Origin of the sequence: Amycolatopsis orientalis DSM 40040 = KCTC 9412, assembly GCF_000478275.1 — a bacterium.
GTDB lineage: Bacteria > Actinomycetota > Actinomycetes > Mycobacteriales > Pseudonocardiaceae > Amycolatopsis > Amycolatopsis orientalis.
Genome location: NZ_ASJB01000095.1, coordinates 1 through 222, shown reverse-complemented (window position 1 = coordinate 222; position 222 = coordinate 1). Strand labels below are relative to the sequence as shown.

Annotated in this window: 1 protein-coding gene; it reads left to right on the top strand. The window is 52.7% G+C overall.

What is annotated here, in order from left to right:
• Positions 1 to 35 precede the first annotated feature (35 nt).
• Positions 36 to 222: DNA topoisomerase family protein (locus tag L324_RS44470; RefSeq protein WP_235783771.1), on the top strand; the 187-nt coding region annotated here is incomplete at its 3' end.

Sequence of the window (222 nt, the reverse complement as noted above, 5' to 3'; positions counted from 1 at the left end):
TTTTTTCAAGCAGAAGACGGCATACGAGATCGATTGTGAAGTCCATCGGCGTCAAGTGCCCGAAATGCCGTGAAGGCGAAATCGTGGAGCGCAGCAGCAAGCGGAAGCGAGTGTTTTATGGCTGCGATCGCTTTCCGGACTGTGACTTTGTTTCCTGGGACCAGCCGCTCGCTCGTCCTTGCCCGAAATGCGGTGGGCTGCTCATTGAGAAAAAATTGAAAA